The sequence below is a fragment of the Halorubrum ejinorense genome, from assembly GCF_055389685.1.
The window spans coordinates 2236794-2255678 of record NZ_AP043777.1 but is presented as its reverse complement, the minus strand read 5'-3'; the positions used below and the strand labels follow the sequence as shown (position 1 = coordinate 2255678).

At 70.2% G+C, this 18885-nt stretch carries 18 protein-coding genes; 5 read left to right on the top strand and 13 right to left on the bottom strand.

The annotated features are described in order from the left end of the window. The first annotated feature begins 42 nt into the window (after positions 1-42). On the top strand, positions 43-813 hold the full coding sequence (locus tag ACZ5KW_RS12620; protein ID WP_343776912.1) for a VOC family protein: 771 nt from the start codon (positions 43-45) through the stop codon (positions 811-813). A 27-nt stretch (positions 814-840) separates the two neighbouring features. On the opposite strand, the gene ACZ5KW_RS12615 is transcribed toward ACZ5KW_RS12620, so the two are convergent. The 9 genes from ACZ5KW_RS12615 to ACZ5KW_RS12575 all read right to left on the bottom strand — a co-directional run bounded on the left by ACZ5KW_RS12615 (position 841) and on the right by ACZ5KW_RS12575 (position 8461). Beyond that, positions 841-3531 (bottom strand): hybrid sensor histidine kinase/response regulator, encoded by a 2691-nt coding sequence (locus ACZ5KW_RS12615; protein WP_343776909.1) that lies wholly within the window; start codon positions 3529-3531, stop codon positions 841-843. Positions 3532-3610: 79 nt separating this feature from the next. Further along, the gene (locus tag ACZ5KW_RS12610; RefSeq protein ID WP_343776907.1) at positions 3611-4048 is read right to left on the bottom strand and encodes a Zn-ribbon domain-containing OB-fold protein; all 438 of its coding nucleotides are present in this window, start codon (positions 4046-4048) and stop codon (positions 3611-3613) included. Next, positions 4045-5211 carry a thiolase domain-containing protein gene (locus ACZ5KW_RS12605; RefSeq protein ID WP_343776905.1) on the bottom strand — a complete coding sequence of 389 codons (1167 nt, stop codon included), beginning with the start codon at positions 5209-5211 and terminating at the stop codon, positions 4045-4047. The genes ACZ5KW_RS12610 and ACZ5KW_RS12605 overlap by 4 nt, the downstream gene beginning before the upstream one ends. A gap of 118 nt (positions 5212-5329) precedes the next feature. Further along, positions 5330-6082 (bottom strand): proteasome assembly chaperone family protein, encoded by a 753-nt coding sequence (locus ACZ5KW_RS12600; protein ID WP_343776903.1) that lies wholly within the window; start codon positions 6080-6082, stop codon positions 5330-5332. A gap of 74 nt (positions 6083-6156) precedes the next feature. Next, positions 6157-6369, bottom strand: coding sequence for an RNA-protein complex protein Nop10 (locus ACZ5KW_RS12595; protein WP_343776901.1), 213 nt, complete (start codon positions 6367-6369; stop codon positions 6157-6159). Between the two features lie 27 nt (positions 6370-6396). After that, positions 6397-7197, bottom strand: a complete 801-nt coding sequence (locus ACZ5KW_RS12590; RefSeq protein WP_343776899.1) for a translation initiation factor IF-2 subunit alpha — start codon at positions 7195-7197, stop codon at positions 6397-6399. An 18-nt stretch (positions 7198-7215) separates the two neighbouring features. After that, positions 7216-7389, bottom strand: coding sequence for a 30S ribosomal protein S27e (locus ACZ5KW_RS12585; RefSeq protein ID WP_004595868.1), 174 nt, complete (start codon positions 7387-7389; stop codon positions 7216-7218). Between the two features lie 2 nt (positions 7390-7391). Continuing rightward, a complete protein-coding gene (locus ACZ5KW_RS12580) occupies positions 7392-7673 on the bottom strand; it encodes a 50S ribosomal protein L44e (RefSeq protein WP_008004085.1) in 282 nt (93 codons plus the stop codon). 113 nt (positions 7674-7786) lie between these two features. After that, entirely contained in the window at positions 7787-8461 is a 675-nt protein-coding gene (locus tag ACZ5KW_RS12575; protein WP_343776993.1) for a cyclase family protein, read from the bottom strand. A gap of 113 nt (positions 8462-8574) precedes the next feature. On the opposite strand from ACZ5KW_RS12575, the gene ACZ5KW_RS12570 reads away from it, so the two are divergent. Continuing rightward, the gene (locus ACZ5KW_RS12570) at positions 8575-10851 is read left to right on the top strand and encodes a S9 family peptidase (protein WP_343776896.1); all 2277 of its coding nucleotides are present in this window, start codon (positions 8575-8577) and stop codon (positions 10849-10851) included. Positions 10852-10881: 30 nt separating this feature from the next. Here ACZ5KW_RS12570 and mce read toward each other — a convergent pair whose 3' ends face one another. Then, complete coding sequence (gene mce / locus ACZ5KW_RS12565) at positions 10882-11268, bottom strand: methylmalonyl-CoA epimerase (RefSeq protein ID WP_343776894.1); 387 nt, start codon at positions 11266-11268, stop codon at positions 10882-10884. Positions 11269-11386: 118 nt separating this feature from the next. On the opposite strand from mce, the gene ACZ5KW_RS12560 reads away from it, so the two are divergent. Beyond that, positions 11387-12190, top strand: coding sequence for a formate/nitrite transporter family protein (locus ACZ5KW_RS12560; RefSeq protein ID WP_343776892.1), 804 nt, complete (start codon positions 11387-11389; stop codon positions 12188-12190). A 28-nt stretch (positions 12191-12218) separates the two neighbouring features. On the opposite strand, the gene ACZ5KW_RS12555 is transcribed toward ACZ5KW_RS12560, so the two are convergent. Further along, positions 12219-13892: an acyl-CoA mutase large subunit family protein gene (locus ACZ5KW_RS12555; RefSeq protein WP_343776889.1), complete on the bottom strand. Its 1674-nt coding sequence runs from the start codon at positions 13890-13892 to the stop codon at positions 12219-12221. Between the two features lie 243 nt (positions 13893-14135). Here ACZ5KW_RS12555 and ACZ5KW_RS12550 point away from each other — a divergent pair, with 243 nt between their 5' ends. Together ACZ5KW_RS12550 and ACZ5KW_RS12545 are read left to right on the top strand one after the other, a co-directional pair. Continuing rightward, complete coding sequence (locus ACZ5KW_RS12550; RefSeq protein WP_343776887.1) at positions 14136-14801, top strand: O-methyltransferase; 666 nt, start codon at positions 14136-14138, stop codon at positions 14799-14801. Positions 14802-14847: 46 nt separating this feature from the next. Further along, the gene (locus ACZ5KW_RS12545; protein WP_343776885.1) at positions 14848-17463 is read left to right on the top strand and encodes a hybrid sensor histidine kinase/response regulator; all 2616 of its coding nucleotides are present in this window, start codon (positions 14848-14850) and stop codon (positions 17461-17463) included. Positions 17464-17504: 41 nt separating this feature from the next. On the opposite strand, the gene ACZ5KW_RS12540 is transcribed toward ACZ5KW_RS12545, so the two are convergent. Together ACZ5KW_RS12540 and ACZ5KW_RS12535 are read right to left on the bottom strand one after the other, a co-directional pair. Further along, positions 17505-17903 carry an OsmC family protein gene (locus ACZ5KW_RS12540; protein ID WP_343776883.1) on the bottom strand — a complete coding sequence of 133 codons (399 nt, stop codon included), beginning with the start codon at positions 17901-17903 and terminating at the stop codon, positions 17505-17507. Between the two features lie 155 nt (positions 17904-18058). Beyond that, positions 18059-18781, bottom strand: a complete 723-nt coding sequence (locus ACZ5KW_RS12535; RefSeq protein ID WP_343776881.1) for a metal-dependent hydrolase — start codon at positions 18779-18781, stop codon at positions 18059-18061. Positions 18782-18885: the final 104 nt, after the last annotated feature.

Genomic DNA, 18885 nt, shown 5'->3' with positions numbered 1-18885 from the left:
GGCTTCAGTACGCTTTTGACCCGAGCGACCGATCTCACACCCATGGACGGAACCTTCGATCACGTGATGATCCGCGTCGAGGACCTCGAAGAGAGCCTCGACTGGTATCAGACGCACCTGAACTACGAGGAGAAGGGCCGCTGGGAGGCCGACACGTTCACCAACGTCTTCCTCGGCCCAGAGGACGTACACGAGGACGGCGCGCTCCTCGAACTCACGTACAACCACGACGACCGCACCTACGACGTCGGCGACGCGTGGGGCCACATCGCGGTCCGCGTCCCCGAAGACGCGCTTCAGGAGTCGTACGACCAGCTGATGGCCGAGGGCGTCGACGACTACCGCGACCCCGAGTCCTGCGGGAACCGCTACGCGTTCGTGAAAGATCCCGACGGTCACGAGATCGAGATCGTCAAGCGCGACTACGGTGCGAAGTGGAGCATCGACCACACGATGATCCGCGCCGAGGACGCCGACGAGGCGCTCGGCTACTGGACCCGCAAGTTCGAGTACGCGGAGCAGCCGTCCGGTCGCTGGGAGGCGGACTCCTTCTCGAACTACTTCATGGCGCCCGAAGGCGCCGCCGAGGAGGCGATGAAGCTGGAGCTCACCTACAACTACGACGGCCGCGAGTACACCATGGGCGACGGCTGGGGCCACGTCGCGGTGCGCGTCGACGACCTCGACGACGCGTGGGACGCGTTGATGACCCGCGAGGCGCCCGACTACCGCGACCCAGAGTCCTGTGGCCACAGCTACGCGTTCACGAAAGACCAGGACGGCCACGAGGTCGAACTGGTCACGCGCGACTGACCGAGCGCGCCCCTCCCGTAGCGCCGATCACGCGGCGGACTCGACGCCCGTGATCTCGAAGCGCGCACCGCCTTCCTCGCTTTCGGTGGCCCGGACCGACCAGCCGTGAGCGTCGGCCACCTGTTCGACGATCCGCAGCCCGAACCCGGTCCCCGACTGCGAGGTGGAGTAGCCGGCGTCGAACACCTCCTCGCGCTGCTCCGGGTCGATCCCCGGCCCGTCGTCGGCCACGTAGAACCCGTCCGGCAGCGACCCGACCGTGATCGTCACGTCATCGCCCCCGTGTTCGACGGCGTTGCGCATCAGGTTCTCCAACAGCTGTTTAAGTCGTCCCTCGTCGGCGAGGATCATCTCCTCGGCGTCGGCACGCAGCGTCGCCTCGCCCGTGTCGACGGTCCGCCAACAGGAACCGATCACTTGCCCCAGGTCCACCGGCTCGGCGTCGGTCACGGGCTCGCCCTCGCGCGCGAGCGTGAGCAGGTCGTCTATCAGCGCGGTCATCCGGTCGTGCGCGCGCTCGACCGCGTCCAGGTGGTCGCTGTCGCACTCCTCGCGCGCGAGTTCGGTCCGACCCCGGGCGACTTCGAGGGGGTTCCGGAGGTCGTGTGACACGACGCCCGCGAACTCCTCCAAGCGGTCGTTCTGCCGCTCCAGATCCGCGGTCCGTTCGGCCAGCCGACGGGTGCGCGCCTCGGCCTGAAACGCCGTCTCCGCGGCGGTCGCGAGGATCCCGGCGAGGTACTCGTCGCCGCCGCCGAACACCCCAACTTCCGTCTCGCCGATCGCGATCGTCCCGTACTCGCCGATCGGGACGATGAGCAGGCTCCGGAGCGCCGTGTCGGTGTCGAGCGCGTCGGCCGTCCGGATGTCATCGTACATCCTGGTCTCGCCCGCCTCGAACGCCGCCCAGTTGAGGCTCCCGCCCTCGGGGTCGTACGTCTCGCGGTCCGGCAGCAGTTCGACCGCCTCGGGCGAGACCGCCATCGGCACCAGCCCGCCGGCTTCCTCGTCGTGGATCCGGACGGTGACGATCGAAAAGCCCAGGACGTCGGTGGCGGCCTCGACCGCCCGTTCGGCGATCTCCTCCCGCGACGCCGCCCCGACGAGGGTTCGAGTCGCGCCGTGGAGCCGCTCGACGCGGCTCTCCCGCTCGATCCGGTCGAACGCCGCTTCGAGGTGGCTAGAGAGGATCTCGGCCACGAGCACGTCTGTGTCGCTGAACTCCTGGGGGTCCGGCGAGGACACGACGAACAGCCCGTGGTCGCCGATCGGACGCAACACCAAACTCTCCGCGGGCGAGTCCTCGTCGAGGTCACCGTACGTGGAGAGCCGGTCGATCACCGACGACTCCTCGCCCCGAAAGGCGTCCCACGCCAGCGCCGCCCGGGTCCCAGCCGGGGCATCCCGTTCGTACGACGGTGACGATTCGAACAGCGACGACACGGAGTCGCCGAGCGCGGCCGGTTGGAGGCTCTCTCCGTCCGCGCTCAGTAGATGGATCCCGCTCAGGCCGGCGTCTATCAGGTCGTCGACGGCGTCGACGGCGAGCTCTGCGGCCTCTTCGGTGGTCCGGGTGTAGTTGAGTTCCCGCGTCCACTCCCGGAGTCGACCGAGCGTCCGCTGGCGCTCCTTCCGCGTGGAGATGTCGCGCGTGGTGACGACGTACCCCTCGATCCCGTCGGCGTCGATTCGCTCGCTCCCGACGGACTCGAGCCAGCGGTACTCGCCGTCGGCCGTCCGGAAGCGGTACTCCGCCGTCGGAGCGTCGCGGGCGTCGAGGCTGCCGAACGCCGCCTCGACCGCCTCCCGGTCGTCCGGGTGGATGTAATCGAGCGACCGCTCGCCGAGCAGCTCGGACGGCGTGTGGCCGGTAACGCGCTCGCAGGAGGGGCTCAGATACCGGAACCGCCAGTCGCGCGACAGCACCGCGACCACGTCGCTGGCGTGCTCGACGAACGTCCGGTGTCTGTCGCGCTCCGTCTCGTCCCGTACCACGGCGACGACTCGGGACTCGCCCCCGACCGTGAGTTCGCCCAGCGACGCCGAGACCGGCACTTCGCTCCCGTCGGGTCGCCGTACCCGACTTCGGACCTCGTGCTCGGCGGTCGGTCCGCCGTTTGCCGACAGCCAGCGATCGACCGGCGCCCCTTCCGGGAGCAGCGCGCTCAGCGGTTCGCCTTCCAACTCCGTCGCCTCGTATCCGAACACCGACTCGACGGCCGGGTTCGCGAAGCGGACCGTCCCGTCGGCGTCGAGCGACAGGATCGCGTCGGTCGTGCCCTCGGCGACCGCGTGGAACTGATCGACGACCCGCTCGACCGCTCGCTCGGCCCGGCGCTTCTCGACGGCCTCGACGATCCGGTTCGCGAGCCGCTCGTACCGCTCCGTTCCGCCGCGCTTCCGGAGGTAGTCCGTGACGCCGGCAGAGATAGCCTCGCTCGCGACCGCCTCGCTCCCCGTCCCGGTGTAGAGGATGAAGGGGAGGTCCGGGTCGCGCTCGCGGACCGCGTCGAGGAAGTCGAGCCCGTTCCGCCCGGGCATGTCGTAGTCGGAGACGACGCACTCGACGTCGCGTTCCGCCAGTAGTTCGAGGCCGGCAGTCGGGTCAGCGGCGGTTTCGACCGTGATCCGGTCGGTCTCGCGTTCCAAGAACGAGGCGGTGACCGCGAGCAGATCCGGGTCGTCGTCGACCAGGAGCACCGGAATGCGGTCGGTCATACGTCTCACGTATCAACGACCGGAACATAACCGTTGTGGCGGGAACCACCCCGATCGCGGCCGCTCCGGTCTCCCTTCCTCACTCCTCGGTCGCGGGCCGGAAGACGACGAGTCGCTCGCCGTCGGTGGCGCGCTCGCCGACGGCGACCGTGACCGCGTCCCCGATGGCGACCTCCGGCGGTGCGTCCGCGTCGCCGTCTCCGGAGCCGCCGCGGACGATGCCGGTCAGTCGCGTCGGGCCGAAGTCGACCACGGCGGTCGCGTACGGCGCGTCGGCCGCGAACCGCGGCGACGGGACGTGGACGACGCTGTACGTCTCGACGGTCCCGGTCTCTCGGAGGGGCTCCGTCGAGAGGTCGGTGGACCCGCAGTCGGGACACACCCGCCGCGGGGGGAGCGACCCGTGGCCGTCCGGACAGACGAGCGCGAACCCACTGCCGTCGGCGAGCGCGGCGAGCCACTCGGCGTAGTCGGCGTCCACCGGGACCGCGCCCTCCGCCCCGTCTCCGTCGCTCATTCCGCCACCTCCAGGACGTGGACGACCGCGCTGGCGACGGTGCCGCCCGCGTTGTGTGCGACGCCCACCTCGGCGTCGGCGACGTGATCGCTGTTCGGATGGTCGCCGCGGAGCAGTCGGGTCAGCTCCGCGATCTGTGAGCCGCCGGTCGCGCCCACCGGATGCCCCTTCGCTTTCAGCCCGCCCGAGAGGTTCACCGGGAGGTCGCCGTCGGCGGTCGTCACCCCCTCGCGGGCCGCCGCGATCCCCTCGCCGGGTTCGAACAGTCCGAGCGACTCCAGCGCCAGCACCTCGGCGATGGTGAAACAGTCGTGAACCTCTGCGAGGTCGACGTCGGCCGCCTCGACGCCGGCGTCGTCGTAGGCGGCGGCCGCTGCGTCGTCGGCGGCCGGCGTCCGCGCCAGGTGCTCGCGGTCGCCGAGCGCCATCCGGTCGGTCCCCTGACCGGTGCCCGTCACCGCGACGGGGGCGTCGACGTCGTGTTCTGCCGCGTACTCCTCGGAGACGATCACGAGCGCGCTCGCGCCGTCGGTGATCGGGCAGGCGTCGTAGAGGTGGAGCGGCTCCGCGACGGGCGGCGCGTCCATCGCCTCGTCGACGGACACCTCCTTGCGGTACTGCGCGTACTCGTTCGGGACGGCGTTGGCGTGGTTCTTCGAGGCGACGTGCGCGAGGTCCTCGCGGCTCCCGCCGTACGCGTCGAAGTACGCGTTCGCCATGAGCGCGTAGGCGCCCGGGAACGTCACCCCCGCCCGAACCTCGAAGAGGTCGTCGGCGGCGATGGCGAGGCCCTCCGTCACCTCGTCGGTCGGGAGGTTCGTCATCCGCTCCATCCCGCCCGCGAGGGCGACGTCGGCGTCGCCCGCGGCGACCGTTCGGACCGCCTCTCGGACCGCCACGCCGGCGGAGGCGCAGGCCGACTCGTAGCGGGTCGCCGGGCAGCGGACCCCGGCGGCCTCGGCCATGAGCGGCGCCTGGTGGCCCTGGTGTTCCGCGAGCGCTCCCATGAAGTTCCCGTAGTTCAGCTCCTCAACGTCCGATCTCGGGACGTCGGCGTCCTCGAACGCCCGCAACGCGGCTTCGCCGAACAGGTCGCGGCCGGTCCGCTCCGGGTGGCTGCCGAAGCGAGTGAGCCCGACCCCGGCGACGCGTACGTCGGTCATACACGAACGATGATCGGGGATCCGGTTTAGCTCTGCCGGAAGCGGGGGTTCCGGTCGGCGGGTCGGAGGGGAGACGGCGTCGGTCGGCGACCCCCGAGGTCGGCGGCCGCGTGCGCGGTCAGCCGATGTACCGCAGGTCGTCGTCGGGCACGGCGGGCCCCTCCTGCATCTCGCGGATCTTCCCGACGACTTCCTCCATCTCCTCGGCGCGGTCCTCGAGGCTCTCGTAGTCGACGGACAGGCCGAGGACGGCCTCGAGCGTCTCCAACACGGCGCGGGCGCTCTTGGGGTCGACGAGGTAGCCGCTCGTCTCGCCCATCAGGCAGGCCGCGTCGAAGCCGCGGCGCCCGCCGAGACCCAACACGAGCCCGGAGACGCCGACGATGCCGCCAGCGGGTTCGTCCGCCCGGAACTCCACGCCGGCGTCCTTCAGGTCGTCGAGGAGGGCGGCGTCGGAGACCGCGCCCAGCACCGTGTACTCCTCGACGAGTTCGCCCGTCGGCACGCCGCCGAGGGCGAAGGCCCGCGTCGCGCCGAACTCCTCGGCGATGTCGAGGAACGTCGAGGTGAGTCGGTAGTGACCCGCGTTCGACCCGGCCTGGTGGTCGCCGGTCAACACGAGCAGGTCGGCGCCGTCGGTCTCGACGGCGTGGAACTCGGCGCAGGTCAGCTCGGCGACCCCCTCCTCGTCGACGCCCACCTGCGGCGGGAACTCCGTGGCGTACACGCGGCGGACGAGTTCGCTGTCGAACTCCTCGAGTAAGTGTTCGGCCGCGAGCTTCCCCACGTGTCCGACGCCCGGCAACCCTTCGATCAACACCGGGTCGTCGAGCTCCGGCGTCGCGACCGCGTCGATCTCGATGTCTTCCATACCGTGCCCGTCCGGGCGGCGGTCACAAGAGCGTGGCTATTCCGGTGGCTCGCAGGGCCGATCGCGTCCGGCAGTCACTCCGACTGCGACGCCGCGTCCGACGACTCCTCGGGGCCGCGCCGCCGCGCCCGACGCCGGTACTCGCCGTACGGGTCTTCGGGGCCGAACGGTGCCGGCGCGCTGTTCTCGGTCGGGCCGTCGCAGGCCGGACAGCGGTCGCCGAGCGCGTACACCGGTCGGTCGTGGGCGGTCTCCCAGTTCGCGCAGACGCGGATGTCGGATTTCACGGGAAAAGACGCCTCAACGGTGGTGGACTACTCGTCGTCTTCGCGGCGTTCGCGGTGGAACTCGCCGACCCCGCCTGCGGCCTCGATCGACTCGCGGGCGCGTTCGGCGGCCGACTCGAGTTGGTCCTCGGCCGTCTTGTAGTTGGGGGCGCGGACCTTGATGCGGTACTCGGGCGAGCCGACGTAGCCGACGTCGAGTTCGACGCCGTCCGGGACCTCGCCGTTCCCCTCGGCGGCGGCGAGCGCGTCGCGCACGTCGTCGACGCCGTCGGGAGCCGCCGACTCGAGGTCGACGTACCCCGTCACGTCGACGTACGGCACGGAAACGTTGTCGCGGGCGGTCGTGACGACCGCGTCGGCCGTCTCCGCGTCGAGGTCGACGTCTTCGAGCGCCTCGTCGCCGCTGATCGCGGCGGCCTCGAAGGCGTCGTACAAGCTCTCGTACGCCGCGAGGAGGGCGTTCGCGACGCCGGTGTAGCGGTCGTCGTCGACGTCCTCGCCGAGCGCGATCTCCATCCAGTTGTCGGCCTTCTGGGCGTTCTTCCAGTCTTGGATCGTCTCCTTGCGCTGGTGCTCGTTGACGTCTTTGATCGAGAGGTCGATCTGGCTCGACGACTCGTCGACCTCCAAGACCTTCGCGACGACCGTCTGTCCCTCGCGGACGTGGTCGCGGACGTTCTTGATCCAGCCGGAGGCGACCTCGCTGATGTGACAGAGGCCGCGCTTGTCCTCGTACTCGTCGAGGTCGACGAACACGCCGAAGTCGGCGATCTCGTCGACGTCACCGACAACCAACTCGCCGGGTTCGGGCCAGCCGCTGTACTTCATGACGGGGTGACGAGGCGGTTACCGCGCCTCAACGGTTTCGACGATCTCGCCGTGAAGCTCTGCCTCTCCGCCGGTGGGGGTCGCGAGGGTCGTGCCGCAGACCGCACACGACACCGTCGAGGAGGCCTTGCCGAAGACGACCTGTTCGTTCTCGCAGTCGCCGCAGGCGACGCGGTGGAAGTCTCCCGCCATACTTACTCCTGGAACGTGAGACGGCCGGCGCGCCATCCCTCGCGCATGTGGGCCTTCCCGCAGTCGCCGCAGCGGTACTTCAGGTGGGTCTTCTTCGTCGGCTTGTCGCCACCGGGCACCTTCGAGTACCCGCCGGCGTTGCCGATCGTCGCGAGCGCGCGGCGTCGCTGCCGAGCGTCGCGTTTCATTCCGGTCGCGCGACCCGATCGAACCTTCTCCACCTCGTGCTCCTGATGGGAGTCACAGTTGGGGCAGTACGTGTTGAAGCGGCGTGGCATTTCCATGGATATCGACCTTGAAACGCGGTTCGTCGCCGACGCTTAAAACGGGTTTGGTCTCGGGCGCCCGCGGACGGCGCGGTCGCCTCACGGCACCGCTGCCGGGAGAACGCTCGCCGTCACTCTTCCCACTCGGCCACCGCGCGCACCGGCGATCCGTCCCCGTCGCGCAGTCGGAGCGGGAAGGCGAACAGCCGGAACCGCGCCGGGAGGCCGTCGAGCCCGCACAGGTTCTCGACGATCGGAAGCGAGTCGGCCAAGAGGACGTCGTGGGCGGGCGTCCCGTCGGGTTCGTCGTCGATCGACGCCCCGTCGCGGCGTCCGTCCGCCGTCGGCGTCGGGTCCGGACCGAAGGTGTCGAGTCCGACGCCGACGCCGGCCTCCCGACAGCGCTCGGCGGCCGCCGCGGTCAGGTACGGGTGATCGCGGTAGCGGTCGGTGCCCCAGTGTGAGGCCCATCCGGTCCGAACCACGAGCAGGTCGACGTCGGGGGCTAGGGCCTCCGGGTCTGGCAACTGCGCGTCCGTGATCGGCTCCCGAGGCCCTAGCGGCCGGCGGTCGACGAGGCGAGCCTCGAACGCGAAAGACTCGGGGTCGAGCCCGTCGACAGTTTCGCCTTCGGCGAGCGTGTGCCGCGGCGCGTCCACGTGCGTTCCCGCGTGCGTCCCGGCGCGGAGTTCGCTCGTCGCGTAGCCGTCGGCCTCGTGGGTCGCGTCGGGGGAGAGCGTCACCTCGGGGTCGCCCGGGTAGGTCGGCATCCCCGTCTCGATCGGTCGCGAGAGGTCGCGGAACACGGTCCGCGGTCGGTCCGCGGCGCGGTTAAGTCGGTCGGCGTTCGGTCGCCGGAGCACCGCTGTCGGGTTCCGCTGCCCGAACGTATTTCCTCCGCCCGTCGTTGGACGTGTTCATGTCGGAACTCCCGTTGGACGCCTACTACGACCTGACGCAGATCGGCGAGGTCGCCGTCTCGCCGACCGGCGACCGCGTCGCCTTCACCGCGACCGAGTACGATCAGGCCGCCGACGAGGCGGTCTCCTCGCTGTTCGTCGCCCCCACGGACGGCTCCCGCGACCCGCACCGGCTCACGAGCGCGTCGGGCGCCTCCGCGCCGACGTGGGGGCCCGACGGCGACCGCCTCGCGTTCGTCGCCGCCCGCGAGCGCGACGCCGAGCGACGGGTCGGCAGGCGAGACCGAGACGGGGAGGACGCGGGGAGCGACGACGCCGAGGACGCGGACGCGGAGGAGCAAGCGGACGGGGACGCCGAACCGCTCGGCGACGGCGACGAGGAGCCAAAACCGCAGGTGTGGCTGTTCGACCTCGCGCTCGGCGGCGACGCGCGGCAGGTCACGGACCGCGACGAGGGCGTCGCCGGGTTCGACTGGTCGCCCGACGGGGACCGACTGGTGATCGAGTCCCGCGATCCGACCGACGAGGAGTCCGAGTACCTCGATCAGGTTCGCGAGGAGGGCGGACCGATCGAGACGACGCGGCTCCAGCACAAGGTCGACGGCGCGGGGTGGACCGACGACGTGACGCGGTACCTCTTCGTGGTCGACCTCGACGCCCCCGAGAGCGACCCCCGCAGGCTCGACGACGCGTACGGCGGCGGCGCGTTCGAGGACCTCTCCGGCATGAGTCCCGCGTGGGGCGACGACGGCCGGATCGCGTTCACGTCCTGCCGGCTGGACCGCCCCGACGACACCACCATCCGCGACCTCTACGTCGTCTCGCCCGAGGGGGGCGACGCGGAACGCCTCACGGACGGCGACCTCGCACACGGCGTCCCGGCGTGGCGGCCCGAGGCGGAGGCGATCGCGACCGTCGCGAGCGACCCGGACGACCCGCCCGCTCCGGCCGAGGTGTACCTCGTCGACGCCGCCGAGGACGGGCCTGACCGCGACGATCCCGTCTCGCTGACTGCCGACCTCGATCGGACGGTCGCTCGCGGCGGCGAGATCGACTGGGTCGACGGCGCGCTCTACACGCGGATCGCGGACGAGAGCCGGACGCGGCTGGTCCGCGTCGAGCCCGACGGGACCGCGGCGCGCGTCTTCGAGGCGCAGGGCGACGACCGCGCCATGGCCGCGTTCGACGCCGCGGCCGACGGGGCGACCGCGGTAACTGTCCTCTCGCACCCGACGGACGGGACCGACCTCTACGCGATCGACGTCGCCGACCTCGACGCGGCGAGCGACGGGGGCCGCGCAGGTGGCGACGCGGCGAGCGACGGGAGCCGCGCAGGTGGCGACGCGGCGAGCGACGGGAGCCGCGCAGGTGGCGACGCGGCGAGCGACGGGGGCCGCGCAGGTGACGACGCGGCCACCGAGCCCGACTCTTTCCGGCGACTCACCCGCGTCAACGAGTCGCTCATCGACGAGTTCGCCATGCCGACGGCCCGCCGCGTCGAGTGGGAGTCCGACGGCTGGACGATCGACGGCGTGTGCTACCACGACCCCGATGTGGATCCCGCGGACGGCGACCACCCCCTCGTGGTGGCGATCCACGGCGGCCCGATGTCGTACGACGAGCCCGTCTTCAGCTTCGCGCACGCGGCACTGACGAGCCGGGGCTACCTCGTTCTCCGGCCGAACTACCGCGGCGGCACCTCCCGCGGCCGGGCGTTCACCGCGGAGTTGTCCGGCGCGTGGGGGACCGCCGAGGTCGACGACATCGCGGCGGGCGTCGAGGCGCTCGCCGACCGCGGCTGGGCGGATCCCGACCGCGTGTTCGGCTACGGCTTCTCCTACGGCGGCATCGCGCAGGGGTTCCTCGTCACGCAGGAGCCGGACCTGTTCACCGCCGCCGCGCCCGAACACGGCATCTACGACCTCCGGTCGGCGTTCGGCACGGACGACACCCACGTCTGGCTGGAGGCGGAGTTCGGGCTCCCGTGGGAGGACCCCGAGGCGTACGACGCGTCGACGGCGGTCCTCGACGCCGGGAACATCGAGACCCCGCTGCTGGTGATGGCCGGCGGCGAGGACTGGCGGTGCCCCTCCTCGCAGTCCGAGCAGCTGTACGTCGCGGCGCGGAAGCAGGGGGTCGACGCGGAGCTGGTCGTCTACCCGGACGAACACCACAACATCGGCGACCCCGACCGCGCGATCCACCGGTTCGAGAAGATCCTCGGCTGGTACGAGTCTCACGACCCGGCGGTCGAGGCCGAGTCCGCCGAGGAGTGAACCGGTAGGTTCCGGGGCGCGCCGACGGCTTCAGTGCTCGACGAACTCGACGAGCACGCCGCCCGTCGACCGCGGGTGACAGAAGGCGACCTCGTGGCCCCACGCGCCGGGGCGCGGCTCCTCGTCGACAAGGTCGATGCCGAGGTCGCGGGCGTCGTCGAGCGCGGTCGGGAGGTCGTCGACCGCGAGCGCGACGTGGTGAACGCCCGGGCCCTCGCGGTCGAGGTAGTCCGCGATCGTTCCGCCGCCGTCCGGTTCGAGCAGTTCGAAGTAGCCGCCGCCCTCCAGTTCGAGGAAGACGATCCGCATGTCGTGGAACGTCTCCTCGTGGGCGACGGGCGCGTCCAGCAGGCCGCCGAACAGGTCGGCGAGAGCGGTGGCGTCTCGCGTCGCGACGCCGACGTGGTCGAAGCGCATACGCCCCGGTTCCATCGCCGGCGACTTATAACGACCGAGCGCTGACCCCCGCCCTCCCCAGCCCGCCGGGATCCAAAGGTTTGGGTACGGGCCGGACGAAGCATGCGGGACCCTACTCGTGAGCGACTCAGAGACCGACGCGGCGACGGAACAGATGACCTCGCGGAACATCCTCGGCTCGCTGCTGGACAGCGGGCTCCACGAGATGAATCGAGAGCGCTCCGGACTCCTCCTCTCGGGGCTGTCGGCGGGGCTCGACATCGGCTTCGGGCCGCTGATGATGGCGGTCGTGTTGACCCTCTCTCCGGGGACCTTCGGCGACCTCGGGACCGAGCTCCTGCTGGCGAGCGTCTACTCCATCGGCTTCATGTTCGTCATCCTGGGGCGCTCGGAGCTGTTCACCGAGCACACGACGCTGGCCGTGATCCCGGTCCTCGACCGGCAGGCCTCGGTCCGTCAGCTCGGTCGGCTCTGGGGGCTGGTGTACGCCGGGAACATCGTCGGCGGGCTGCTGTTCACGCTGCTCGTGACCCTGCTGATGCCCGAGCTCGGCGTCGTCGACCCGGCGGCGTTCGAGACCATCGCCCTGAAGCTCGTCGACCACGGCCTCCCGTGGCTGTTCGTCGGCGGCGTCTTCGCCGGGTGGCTGATGGGACTGCTGGCGTGGCTCGTAACGGCGGCCCAAGACACGACGGCCCGGATCCTCCTCGTGTTGATCGTCACCGGAACGATCGGGCTCCTCCACCTCCCGCACTCGATCGCGGGCAACGTCGAGGTGCTGTTCGGGCTGATCGTCTCGGACGCCATCACGCTGACCGACTACGCCGAGTTCCTCGTGCTGGCGACGGTCGGCAACGCCTTCGGCGGCGGCGTGTTCGTCGCGCTGCTGAAGTACGGGCACGTCGTCCGCGGCGCGGACTGAGCGGGCACCGCGAACGCCCCTTTCCGGCTTATCTCCCCGGCTTGTACTCGCCGAACTCGTCGCGGAGCACGTCCGATATCTCCTGGACCGTCGCGTACGCCTTCACCGCGTCGACGATGTGCGGCATCACGTTCTCGGTCCCCCGTGCCGCATCGCGGAGCCCCGAGAGGGCGTCCTCGACCGCGTCGTCGTCCCGGTCGGCCTTCACTTCCGCCAGGCGCTCGCGCTGGTTCTGCTCCTGGTCGGGGTCGACCTCTTCGAGGTCCATCTCGGGCTCCTCGTCGACCTCGAACTCGTTGACGCCGACGATGACCCGCTCGCCCGCCTCGATCTCCTCCTGACGCTCGAAGGCGACGTCCTGGATTTGCCGCTGGACCCAGCCGCTCTCGACGGCCTCCAACATGCCGCCGCGACGGTCGACCTCCTCGATGATCTCGAACGCGTCCTCCTCGATCCCGTCGGTGAGGTTCTCGACGTAGTACGAGCCCGCGAGCGGGTCGATCGTGTCGGCGGCGCCCGACTCGTGGGCGAGGATCTGCTGGGTGCGGAGCGCGGTCCGGACGGACTTCTCAGTCGGGAGCGCGAGCGCCTCGTCTTTCCCGTTCGTGTGGAGGCTCTGCGTCCCGCCGAGCACCGCCGCGAGCGCCTGATACGAGACCCGGACGACGTTGTTCTCGATCTGCTGGGCGGTGAGCGTCGAGCCGCCGGTCTGGGTGTGGAACTTCAGCTGCTTCGACTTGGGGTCCTCCGCGTCGAACCGCTCGTCCATGATCTTGGCCCACATCCGACGGGCGGCGCGGAACTTCGCGGCCTCCTCGAAGATGTTGTTGTGGGCGTTGAAGAAGAAGGAGAGCTGCGGCGCGAACTCGTCGACGTCGAGCCCCGCGTCGAGGGCGGCCTCGACGTACTCGATGCCGTCGCCGAGGGTGAAGGCGATCTCCTGAGCCGCGGTCGACCCCGCCTCGCGGATGTGGTATCCCGAGATGGAGATGGTGTTGAACGAGGGGGCCTCCGTCGCGCAGAACTCGAAGATGTCGGTGATGAGCCGCATCGACTCCTTCGGCGGGTAGATGTAGAGGTTCCGCGCGATGTACTCCTTCATGATGTCGTTCTGGATCGTCCCCCGGAGCTCCTCCCGCGGGACGCCCTGCTTGTCGCCCATCGCGACGTACATCGCGAGCAGCACCCCGGCCGGGGCGTTGATCGTCATCGACGTGGACACCTCGTCGAGCGGGATCGAGTCGAAGACCGTCTCGAAGTCGTCGAGGGTGTCGATGGCGACGCCGGACCGGCCGACTTCGCCCTCCGCCATCGCGGCGTCGGAGTCGTATCCCATCTGGGTCGGGAGGTCGAACGCCATCGAGAGACCCGACGAGCCCTCGTCGATGAGGTACTGGAATCGCTCGTTCGTCTCCGCGGCGGTGCCCATCCCGGCGTACTGGCGCATCGTCCAGAGCCGCCCGCGGTGCATCGTCGAGTAGACGCCGCGGGTGTACGGCTCCTCGCCGGGGTAGCCGATGTCCTCGCGGTAGTCGGCCTCGACGTCCGCCGGGGTGTAGAGCGGGTCGACCTCCTGGCCGCCGGTGTCGGTGGTGAACGTCTCCTCGCGCTCGCCGAACCGGTCGACCGTCTCCCCGTAGGTGCCCTCCTCCCACGACGATTTGGCGTCGCGGATCGCCTCGAGTTCCTCAGGGTCGTACATTATTGAATCGGTCGGCCGACCGGGACTTAACGCTTTTCAGGACCGGGCGTTCGCCGGGCTTCGGGCCGCCGAACCGTCGACCCGGCCGCCCCGTCAATCCGGCCGAACCGTCGACCCGGCCGCCCCGCCGATCCGGCCGAACCGTCGACCCGGCCGCCCCGCCGATCCGGCCGAACCGTCGGCTCGTCCGTCCCCGCTGACCCCGCCGACTCGATTTAAGTGTGAGGCGTCCGACGCGAACGTATGGACGTGCTCACGGACGCCGGGCGGCGGTTCCTCGCCGCGACCGCGCCGGAACACACCCCGGTCCAAGCGGAGATGGCCGACCTCGCCGACGAGTGGGGGTTCCCGATCATCGGCCCCGAGTCGGGGGCGGTTCTCCGCCTGCTCGCGCGGCTCACGGACGCGAGCCGCGTCTTCGAGTTCGGCTCGGGGTTCGGCTACTCCGCCACGTGGTTCCTGCGCGGCGGCGCCGACGGCGTGGTCTGTACCGAGTTCGACGCCGACGAGGCCGAGCGCGGGGTGGCGTTCGCCGCCGACCACGGTTACGCCGACAGCGTGACCTTCGAGGTCGGCGACGCGATGGAGACGGTCGAGCGCTACGACGGCCCCTTCGACGTCGTGCTCATCGACCACCAGAAGGGGCGGTACGCCGACGCCTACCGGACGGTACTCCCGAAGGTCCGGTCGGGGGGCGTCATCGTCGCCGACAACATCACCCGGGGACCGATCGACTTCGACGACCTCGTCGCGCACTTCGAGGCGGGCGAACCGCTCCCCGACTCGGCGGTCGACGAGGAGACGCGCGGCATCGGCGAGTACCTCGGGACCGTCCGCTCCGACGACGCCGTCGAGACGGCCGTCCTCCCGGTCGGCTCCGGCATCGCCGTCTCGACCGTCGTCCGGTGAGCCCGAGCGAAATAGTTATCATGTCAAATATAAAACAACTGTCCGGATGACCGGACGGAACGACACCGACGGGTCGGTCGACGCGCGAGACGCGTCCCCGGTCCGCGTGCTCATCGTCGACGACGAAGCGGGACACGCGGAGCAGGCGGCCTCGACGCTGGAGCGACGCGGCGACCGGATCGACGCGACCCCCGTCGACGGCCCGACGGCGGCGCTTGACGCGCTGTCCGCGTCGTCGTTCGACTGCGTGGTTTCGTCCTACGACCTGCCCGGCTCGGACGGGGTCGAACTGCTCGAAACCGTCCGCGACCGACACGGCGATGTCCCGTTCGTGCTGTTCACCGGGGAGGGGTCGGAGGCCGTCGCCAGCGCCGCGATCTCCGCGGGCGTCGACGAGTATCTCCGGAAGGATGCGGTGTCGGACCAACACGACCGGCTCGCGGGCGTCGTCGACGGGCTCGTCTCGGAAAGCCGGAGCGAGAGCCGAGTCACCGAGCACCTCGAACGGATCTCCGACGCGTTCTGCGAGCTCGACGACGAGTGGCGGGTGCGGTACCTCAACGAGCAGGCGGTGAAGATAATCGACCTCGACGCCGACGAGCTCGTCGGCGAGCGGATCTGGGACCTGTTCCCGGAGACCGTCGACACCGACGGCGAGGCGACGCTCCGCGAGGCCGTCGAGACCGGCGAACCGGTGCGGTTCGAACAGCACCTCGACCGGCTCGACGCCGACCTCGTCGTGAACGCCTACCCGATCGACGAAGGGGTATCGCTGTACCTCCAAGACGTGACCGAACGGCGGGAGCGCGAGCGCGAGCTCCGCGAGCTCTCCGAGCGCCTTCAGCTGGCCGTCGAGGGGGCCGACGTGGGGGTCTGGGACTGGAACGTCCAGACCGACGAGGTCCGGTTCGACGAGCGCTGGGCCGGGATGCTCGGCCACGACGCCGAGGAACTCGCCTTCGACCTGTCGACGTGGGAAGACCGCGTTCACCCCGACGACATCGCCGACGCGTGGAGCGCCATCGAGGCGCATTTCGCCGGCGAGACCGACCTCTACCAGAGCGATTTCAGAATGCGGTCGAAGTCGGGCGACTGGAAGTGGATCCGCGACCGCGGTCGGGTCGTCGAGTGGACCGACGACGGTGAGCCCCGCCGCGCGGTCGGCATCCACATCGACGTGACCGAGGAGAAGGCCCGCGAGCGGGAGCTCGAGCGGTATCGCCGCATGGTCGACGAGCTCCCGAACTCCGTCTGCGTCTACGACGCGGACGGGCGGTTCGAACTCGTCAACGAGCACGTCGCCGACCTCTACGAGAGCGACGCGGACGCGCTCGTCGGCCGGGAGAGTCGCCTCGTCGAGCGGATCCGTGCCACGAGTGACGGCGACCCGTTCGGCGCGCTCGTCGCCGGCGACCGAGACTCGCTGAGCGGGTCGCTGGAGATGGACCTCCCGGCGAAGCCCGAGACCATCGCAGACTACACGCTGACGCGGCTCGTCATCGACGGCGAGTTCGACGGGGTGCTCTCTATCTCTCGGGACGTGACCGACGAGCGGCGGCGGCGGCGACGGCTCGAACGCACCTCGGCTCGGCTGGAGGCGCTGTTCGAGGGGTCGCCGGACATGGTCGACATCCACGACGTGGACGGCGAGATCGTCGACGTGAACCGCGCGATGGTAGCGGAACTGGGGTACGATCGCGACGAGATGGAGGGCATGGACGTCTGGGACGTCGACACGGATCTCGATCCGGACGAGGCCATTCCGCTCTGGGAGAGCCTCGAGGTGAACGAGACGTTCCGGCTGGAGACGACGTTCTCCCGTGCCGACGGCTCGACGTTCCCGGCCGAGGTCCACGTCAGGCGGGTCGACGTCCAGGGGGAAGACCGGTTCCTCGCGAGCAGCCGCGACATCTCGGATCGGAAGGCGTACGAGCGCCGTATCGAACGCGAGAACGAGCGGCTCGACGAGTTCGCCTCCATCGTCTCGCACGACCTCCGGAATCCGCTCAACGTCCTCTCCGGGTACCTCCGATTGGCCCGTGAGACGGGGACCGACTCGTACTTCGACCGCTGTGAGCGTGCGCTCGACGAGATGGAACGGCTGATCGAGGACGTGCTCACGCTGGCCAAGCAGGGCGAAGCGGTCGGCTCCTTCGAGCGCGTCCACCTCGGCGAGCTGGCCGCCAGATACGGCGACGAGACGTTCGGTTCGGCCGACCGTGAGGACGCCTTCGGCGGCGATGGCGACGAGGAGGAGACCGTCTCAGTCGAGATCGACGTCGAGGCCGACGGCGAGATCCTCGCCGACCCCGGTCGCGTCCGACAGCTCCTCGGGAACCTGTTCCGGAACGCCGACGAACACGGCGGCGAGCGCGTCGTGGTCGGCGACCGTCCGGACGGGTTCTACGTCGCGGACGACGGTCCCGGGATCGACCCGGACGAACGCGATAAGGTGCTCGAGAGCGGCTACACCACCTCCGAGACGGGGACCGGATTCGGGCTCTCCATCGTTCAGCGCATCGCCGAGGCGCACGGCTGGGACGTGACCGTCACTGAAGGCGAGCGAGGCGGCGCGCGCTTCGAGTTCGCCGAGGTCGACCGCCCGGAGCCGGGAGGCGATCGGTCGGGGGCAACTGAGGACCGAGTCGAGTCGGGCGACTGATCGGACGGAACGCGGGCGAAAAAACGGTGGAAACGCGCGGCTCAGAACGCGCCGGGGTAGACGCTGATGTCGGCGTGGAGCTCGTCGCGGAGCGCGCTGTGGACGTGACAGATGCCCTCGGCGCGCTCGGCGATGTCGGCGGCGGTCTCGTCGTCGAGGTCGGCCTCGACGTGGACGTCGAAGGCGATCGACTCGAGGTCGTCGTCGCCGTCGAGCTCGGCGCTCGCGTCGATCTGGATCGTGCCGAGGTCCTCCTCGCCGCGCTGGCTTCCGCCGACGCGGAGCGCCGGGAGGTAACAGGAGGCGTACGTCGCGACGAGCGTCGCGTTCGGGTTCGGCCCCGTCTCGTCGGTCGCGTCGATCTGGAGGTCGAACTCGCCGACCTGGCTGGTGCTTGCGTACCCTTCCTCGGAAACCGTGGACGTCTCGATGTCTGCCATAGTCGATTTCCCGTTCGTCCCCCCGCCGCTAAAGGCTGCCGACACTGGTTGTCGGTGCCGGAGAGCGGCCCGCGGTCACCGGACCGCGGTCGCGTCGCTACGCGGTCGCGCTGAGAAAAATCGCGGAACCACCGGTGGCCCGCCCGCCCCGAGCGTCACTCCAGCACGTAGGTCTCGTCCCCGTCGAGGACGACCGGTTCGGCGGCCGCTCCCGCGGCCTTGACCTCGTTGACGAACTCCTGTGTCTCGATCTCGATCGGCCCGAAGGAGTCGTAGTGCATCGGGAAGACGACGTCGGCGCCGACCCAGTCGGCGGCGATGCCGGCGCCGGCGGGCCCCATGGTGAAGTGGTCGCCGGCGGGCAGCGCGGCCGCGTCGGGTTCGAGGTACGGCGCGATCACGTCGACCATCTCGGACATGAGTCCGGTGTCGCCGGCGTGGTAGAAGGTCGTACAGTCGGCGTCCGACTCCTGGGTCGGCTTCTTGTCGCCGATGACGAACCCGGTCGGCATCCCGCCAGAGGCGCCGTACCCGTTGTCGATGCCGTTCGAGTGGTCCGCGCGCACCATCGTCACCCACGCGTCGCCGCACTCGACGGTGCCGCCGATGTTCATCCCGCCGGCCGGGAGCGTGTGCTCGTGACCGAAATTCTCCTGAACGTAGCCGGTCAGCTCCGGGGTGGCGACCACGGTGGCGCCCTCGAACCGGTCCGCGTCGGCGATGTGGTCGCTGTGGCCGTGAGTCAGGAGGAGGTAGTCGGGGTCGAGCTCCTCGGGGTCGACGTCCGTCTTCGGGTTGTCGAAGAACGGGTCGATGAGCAGCTCCGTGTCGTCGACGACGACGTGCCACGTGGAGTGGCCGTGCCAAGTGAGTTCCATGGTTCGAACGTAACGTCTCGGCGAGCCGTAATAAAACTCGACGCCGCGGAACCCGATTCCCCTTCCGACGGCCGCCACCGACCGGGGGAACCCACGGCCGGACT